This window comes from Protofrankia sp. BMG5.30 (assembly GCF_001983005.1).
GTDB classification, from domain to species: Bacteria; Actinomycetota; Actinomycetes; order Frankiales; family Frankiaceae; genus Protofrankia; species Protofrankia coriariae.
Genome location: NZ_MOME01000005.1, coordinates 330,447 through 337,032, shown reverse-complemented (window position 1 = coordinate 337,032; position 6,586 = coordinate 330,447). Strand labels below are relative to the sequence as shown.

Below are 6,586 nucleotides of genomic sequence, written 5' to 3'. Positions count from 1 at the left end.
CTACGGCATCGGCATCAAAAAGGGTGACACCGCCTTCTGCCAGTTCATCGACGAGCAGCTGACCGCCGCGGCGGCGGACGGCCGCTACGCGAAGGCCTGGGAGTCCACGGCGGGCAAGGTCGCCGGGGCCGCGCCGGCCCTGCCCACGCTCGCCACCTGCTCCTGAGCAGGATCTTCCTGGCCCGGTGCCTTCGTCACCTTTGTAACCTGCTGTTAGTTCCGTTAGTGCTGTGAGCCCGTAACCCCGAGCCAACGCCACCCCGGAGCCGCCATGGATGTCATCACCGACAACCTCGGCCTGTACGCCGACGGCCTGCTGGGAACACTGACGATCTGTGGTCTGGTCGCCGTGGCGGCGTTGCTGCTCGGGGTCGTTCTCGCGGGATTCCGGGTGTCGCCGGTGCCGCCCCTGCGCGCCGTGGGCACCGCCTACGTCACGCTGGTCCGCAACTGCCCGCTGACGATCGTCCTGTTCGCCTTCGCCTTCGGCCTGCCGGAGGTGGGGATCAACGGCTCGTACTTCGCCTTCGGGGTCACCGGGCTGACCGTCTACACCGCCGCGTTCGTCTGTGAGGCGGTACGCAGCGGAATCGGCGCGGTGGAAACAGGCCAGGCGGAGGCCGCCCGCTCGATCGGCCTCACCTTCGGCCAGTCGTTGCGGCTGGTCATCCTGCCGCAGGCGATCCGGGCGGTCATCCCTCCGCTGGGCAACGTCGGGATCGCGATGGTGAAGAACTCCGCGATCGTCGGCGCGTTCGGCGTCGGCGGCGAGCTCTACAGCGTCGCGAGCACGCTGAACGGCGCGCGGGGGGAACCCGCGTTGCCGGTCTACGCCGGGGTCGTGATCGGCTATCTCGTCATCGTCATCCCCGCCGGCCTGCTCGTGCTGGCGGCGGAGAAACGGCTGCGGGTGGCGCGGTGAGCCGCTCGGTTCTCTACGACGCCCCGGGCCCGCGGGGACGCCGGCGGATCGCTGTCGCCAGCGTTGTCGCCGGTGTCGTGCTGGTCGGCCTGGCGGTGCTGGCCGTCCGCCGGCTGGCGGCGAACGGCCAGTTCGACGGCAGCCGGTGGAGTCCGCTGTTCAACCCCGGGGACGAGGACTTCGCGGACCTGTGGCGTCTGCTCGGCGGCGGTCTGGTGCACACCCTGACCGCCGCCGCCCTGGCGATGTCCCTCTCCCTGCTGCTCGGGGTGCTCATCGCGACGACCAGGATCTCCGCGGCCCGGTGGTACCGGTGGGCCGTGGTCGGGATGGTCGAGCTGCTGCGCGGCGTGCCCGTGGTGATCGCGATCTTCTTTGCGGCGCAGGTTCTCCCGGTCCACGGGCTGAAGCTGCCGCCGCTGTGGTACATCGTGATCGGTCTGACCGCCTACAACTCGGTGGTCATCTCCGAGATCGTCCGGGCGGGCATCCTCGCGGTGCCGAAGGGGCAGCGCGACGCGGCCGCCGCCCTGGGCCTCACCCGCGGCCAGACGCTGCGGATCGTCCTGCTGCCGCAGGCGTTCCGCTCGATGCTGCCGGCCCTGATCAGCCAGCTCGTGGTGATCCTCAAGGACACCTCGCTCGGGGCCTTCATCTCCTACGAGGAGCTGCTGCGCCGGGCCCTGATCGCCATCCAGACCCTGCACAACCCGATCCAGACCTATCTGGTCATCGGCGGCATCTTCATCCTCATCAACTATCTGGTGACCAGGCTGGCGACCTACCTGGAGGCGCGGCTGTCCGGCCGGCGGGCCAGGCCGTCCGTGCCCGCGGAGGACCTGGCCACCGGGTAGCGGCCAGGCCCACGCCCGACCCGTGGCCTGACGACCGGAGGCGGGTCGTGGCCGGCGACCGGACGGCGGTCGCAGGCCACAGCCCGCCTCGTGCGTCGGTCAGCCGGCGAGGAAGGGCTGCCCGGCCACGAGTTCCGACTGCCGCCCGTCGACCCCGACCGGGATGTCCCCTTCCAGGGTGATCCGGTACAGCACGCGGTCGAAGTCGAGGTGGCCCAGGTCGGACGGGCCCAGATGCGCGGTCGCCCGGTTGTCCCAGAAGGCGACGTCGCCCGGGCTCCAGCGGAACCGCACCGTGTACTCGGGCCGGGCGATCTGCTCGTAGAAGAGGTCGAGAATCCGGTGGCTCTGCCGCGGGGAGAATCCGATGATCTCGTTTTCCCCGGAGGTGAAGCTCGGGCTGACGAAAAGCGCCCGCTCGCCCGTTTCCGGGTGCACCCGGACCACCGGGTGGATCGCCACCAGCGGATTCGACGCGATCTTCGCCCCATAGGGGGTCCCGGCCAGCAGGCGAGGGCTGAAGCTGTGCTTGGCCCGTAGCCTGTCGGCGAACGTACGCAGCTCCTCCGGGAGGCCCTGATAGGCCGCGACCAGATTGGTCCAGGCGGTGTCACCACCGTACGGGGGGACGATGTCGGCGCGCAGAATCGACCCGGCCGGTGGGTTCACCAGGGCCGTGACATCAGTGTGCCAGCCGTTGTCATAGGTGATCTTCCGCTTGCCGAACTTCTTCTCGTAACGGCGGCTGTCGATCGGCAGGATCTGCGGGAAGCCCTCGGGCGGGGCGTCCTCGTGCGGATGGGCAGGAGTGATCTTACCGAACCTGACGCCGAAGGCGATCTGCTCGGCGTGGCCGATGGACTGGTCGCGGAAGAAGACGACCTTCCAGCGCAGCAGGGCGGAACGGATCTCGGCGATCGTGGCGTCGTCGAGCTGCTGGCTCAGGTCGACGCCGTGAATCTCGGCTCCGGTGTGCCCAGAAAGCGGCCGGACGTCGATACCCAGCCGCTGGACGGTACTTGTCATCGCTGCGTGCTCCAGACTGGTTGACGGAAAGAACAGCCGGCCGCGGTCGTGGCCGCGGCCAGCCCCGGAACAGAACCGGTCCGGCACCGCCGTGTGCGGGCCTGCGTGAACAGGCGGAGCCGACCACCGGAATACAGGTGGAATACGAGTGACAGGCAAAAACGAGTGCCGCGGAAAACGACAGCGGCAGTCGGCTACCAGCCCTGAATCATTCGGAACAATGCCGCGGCACCACGACCCTGACGCCTACGCCCGGACATGGCGTACCCGATGTGCCTCATGTTTCGATACTCATACCGCGGGCCGGCCGGGTCAATGTTTACCACTCGAGTGAAAATAACTCAGTCGGACAGCCGCCCGGCCCCGACCCCGGCCCGGGCTCGGGTCCGAGCCGGGGCGGAGACCGGGGCCGGGCGCAGGCTGCGTGGGCTGCGGTGGACGGCGTCCAGCACGGTCGCGCTCGCGGCGACGGCAAGACTGTGCGCTCCGAAGCGGGTGGGCAGCACGATGCGCTCGGGGCTGTCGCACACCCGCGAGTGCGCCGCGATCTGCTCGTACAGGTCGGGCAGCAGGTCCGGCAAGAAGATCGCGGCAGCCTCGGTGAGTACCAGTACCTCCGGATCGATCATGTCCAGCAGCAGGGCCACCACCCGGCCGATGACACGCAGCCGGTCGCGGAAGAGCGCCAGTACGCGGGGGTCACCGCGGCGGCCCGCGTCCAGCAGGAGCCCCAGGTCGGGCTTTTCGATCATCCCTTCCCGGGCCGCCCGCTCCACCAGGACCCGTTCCGAGATGGCGGCCTGCACACAGCCGGACCGCCCGCAGGGGCAGCGCACCGAACTGTCCGCCAACGGCAGGTGGGCGACGTCCCCGGCTCCGGCGTGCGGGCCCCAGTGCACCTCGCCGCCGGTGGCGATCGCCGCGTCGACGACGTTCCCGACGAACAGGTGGACCAGGCTGCGTCGCGCCCGTGGATCCCCGAACATGATCTCCGCCTGCGCCAGCGCGCGGGCATGGCCGTCCACATGGACCGACAGGCCGGTCGTCTCGGCGAGCACCTGACGGACCGGCACGTCACGCCACCCGAGCAGACCGTGCTCGACGATGACGCCGCGCTGCGGGTCCACCCAGCCGCCGGTGACCACCCCCAGCCCGAGCGGCCTGGTGCCCCGGGCATGCCGCGCCACGAAGCCGGGAAGATACTGGCTGATCTGCCGCAGCACCTCGCGCGCGTCACCCTGGTGCGGCACGCTCTCCTGGGCCACCACCTGGCCACGTAGGTCCACCAGACCGAAGGTGATGATGGGGACGGCAATGTGCACCCCGCAGGCGAGGTGACGCTGGGTATCGATATCCAGGGGGACGAACGGCCGACCGGCACGCGGTGGGGTGGACAGCGCCGGCAGCTCGCGCAGCAGCCCGAGGGAGATCAGATCGGCGGTCTGCCGCGACACCACGGCCGGGCTCAGCCCGGTCGCGCGGCCGATGAGGGTGCGCGCCACCGGCCCGTGATCCAATACGGCGCGCAGCACCACCGCGGCGGTGCCTGTCGGGTCCGGGCGGCCCGCGGTCATGGACAACGCCGGGAACTGGTTGCGTGCCGGCACGGCTGACCTCCTCGCGCTGCGGTGCTGCATGCGGACTCGACGGGGCCGCGGATGTGCGGATGTCGTCACGGCCCACGTAGTGGGCAGCCGCGCGGACCCACGTTGCCCGTCTCGCAGATGATCAGTCTGATGGAGTCGAAACCCTGGTCAGGGCCGACGACCCTCTCGATGCCGCCTGCCGGCAGGGAAACGGAGAAGTCCGGGACGAAGAAGGACCGGCATGCATCCGGACGGCCTGGACACGCTGAGAATCCAGCAGCGGCATCAGGCGGACGGACAGAGCGCGCTCGCCACGCGACGGAGGTCAACGTGCGCGCGGCAGACCAGATAGGTATGCCGGCTCATGCGGTCGACGCTAGGCAACACCCGAATGGTTGTCAACCAGATCGGTGGGGAACACAGCGGGGAACGCTGTGGGAACGCTGTGGGAACGCCGTCTCGCATCCCGGCCGCCGCCGGCTCGGCCTACCGTCCGGCCGGCGTCCGGCGCGGCAGGCCACCGAGACGGGGCCGGCGCCAGGAGCGCGAGCGGGCCCGGGCCACGATCCGCGAGCTCGCCGCGGCACCGCGCACCGTAACCGAAAACCTCCATTGACGGACGCACCGGCCAAACAATTCAACAACGAGCGGACGCCGGTCAGAACATCATGGCCAGATAAAGCCACGATCAGGAATTCCACCGGATTCCCTCAGCAAATACCAAGGCTTCTCCGCGAGGCTGAGGCGCGTTGATCCCGGTCGGGAACCACTCGCGATCAGCACCGGCCGTGTTTGTTCCGATGTCTCCGGCAGGTCGTCCGGGCACGCGAAAAACCTGTGATCGTGTGCTCTTCGGCCGGCCGGACACGCAAGCGGGCCCGCCCCGTCCACCGGGGCTTTCGGAGGAGTGGATGCAGGTGCGGCGTACGCGCCTACGGATCGGACGCAGGACACTTGCCCTTGCGGCGGTGGCTGCCGTTGTGATCGTGGCGGGTTCCATAACGATCGGCCTGGCGGTTTCCTCGTCCGCCGACGGCAGCGGTCCGCGGCTGGTGGCGGCGGGCCCCGGGACGATCCGGCAGACAGTTTCGGCCACCGGGGTCATTCAGGCCGCCCACCAGGCCAACCTGGCCTTCGGTGTCTCCGGCCGGGTCACCGGTGTTTCGGTCACCGTCGGCCAGCAGGTCACGGCCGGACAGGCGCTGGCCACGATCGACTCGGCGGCGCTGGCGGCCTCGGTCGCGCAGGCCGAGGCCACCGTGGCCACCAGCGAGTCCAAACTGTCCGCGGACCGCGGCGCCGGGGCGTCCGACGCGCAGGTGAACGCCGACAACCAGGCCGTTACCGCCGCACGCAACGCGCTGGCCGCGGCACAGCAATCACTGTCCCAGGCGACGCTGACCTCACCGATCGCCGGCACGGTCGCGACCGTCAACCTGACGGTCGGCCAGCAGGTCTCCGGCAGCGGGACGGCCGCCTCCGGCGGGACGGGCGGCGGGAGCGGAGGCGGCGGTGGGAGCTCGACTAGCTCCGCCTCGACCAGCGCGGCGTCGGCCTCGTCCGCGCAGGTGGTGGTGGTCGGCTCGGACGGCTACACGATCGCGGCAAACGTCGACGACACCCAGATCGGCGAGGTCAAGAAGGGCGACCAGGCGGTCATCACCCCGAACGGTGCCACCACGACGCTGTCCGGAACGGTCGCCACCGTCGGTCTGCTGCCGGCCCAGAGCTCGGGGGCGACCTCAGGGACTGCTTCGGGAGTCGCGATGTACCCGGTCACCATCGATGTCACCGGGACCCCGGCTGGGCTGCACCTCGGGGCCAGCGCCCAGGTTCAGATCATCGTCCAGCAGCTCACCGGCGTCCTGACCGTGCCGACCGCGGCCCTGCACTACAGCGGCGCCCAGGCGCAGGTGTACCAGCTGGTCGAGGGCCGGCAGGTGCCCCGGACGGTGACGGTCGGCGCGAGTTCCGGTGGCGTCACGCAGATCACCGAGGGGCTGGCGGCCGGCGACATGGTGCTGCTGCCCGAGACGGCCTCCGCCGGACGCTCCGGTGGTGGCGGGGAAGTCCCGAACGGCCGTTCCGGCGGCTTCGGCGGCGGTGCCGGTGGCGGTCCCGGGTTCGGCGGTGCCGGGTTCGGCGGTGCCGGTGCCGGGTTCGGCGGAGGCGTCCGCGGCGGCGGGGCGGGCTGAGCC

5 protein-coding genes are annotated in these 6,586 nt (G+C 70.4%); 3 read left to right on the top strand and 2 right to left on the bottom strand.

The genetic code is table 11. From position 1 onward, the window contains the following. The first annotated feature begins 271 nt into the window (after positions 1-271). Both BL254_RS03140 and BL254_RS03135 read left to right on the top strand, forming a co-directional pair. A complete protein-coding gene (locus tag BL254_RS03140; protein ID WP_047222053.1) occupies positions 272-922 on the top strand; it encodes an amino acid ABC transporter permease in 651 nt (216 codons plus the stop codon). Next, positions 919-1,776 (top strand): amino acid ABC transporter permease, encoded by an 858-nt coding sequence (locus BL254_RS03135; RefSeq protein WP_047222054.1) that lies wholly within the window; start codon positions 919-921, stop codon positions 1,774-1,776. The genes BL254_RS03140 and BL254_RS03135 overlap by 4 nt, the downstream gene beginning before the upstream one ends. A 99-nt stretch (positions 1,777-1,875) precedes the next feature. Here the strand turns inward: BL254_RS03135 and BL254_RS03130 are convergent, their stop codons facing one another. Further along, on the bottom strand, positions 1,876-2,802 hold the full coding sequence (locus BL254_RS03130; protein WP_047222166.1) for a TauD/TfdA family dioxygenase: 927 nt from the start codon (positions 2,800-2,802) through the stop codon (positions 1,876-1,878). A 341-nt stretch (positions 2,803-3,143) separates the two neighbouring features. Continuing rightward, positions 3,144-4,376, bottom strand: a complete 1,233-nt coding sequence (locus BL254_RS03125) for an ROK family protein (RefSeq protein ID WP_047222167.1) — start codon at positions 4,374-4,376, stop codon at positions 3,144-3,146. 929 nt (positions 4,377-5,305) lie between these two features. On the opposite strand from BL254_RS03125, the gene BL254_RS26775 reads away from it, so the two are divergent. After that, the gene (locus BL254_RS26775; protein ID WP_162233172.1) at positions 5,306-6,583 is read left to right on the top strand and encodes an efflux RND transporter periplasmic adaptor subunit; all 1,278 of its coding nucleotides are present in this window, start codon (positions 5,306-5,308) and stop codon (positions 6,581-6,583) included. The last annotated feature ends 3 nt before the right edge of the window (positions 6,584-6,586 follow it).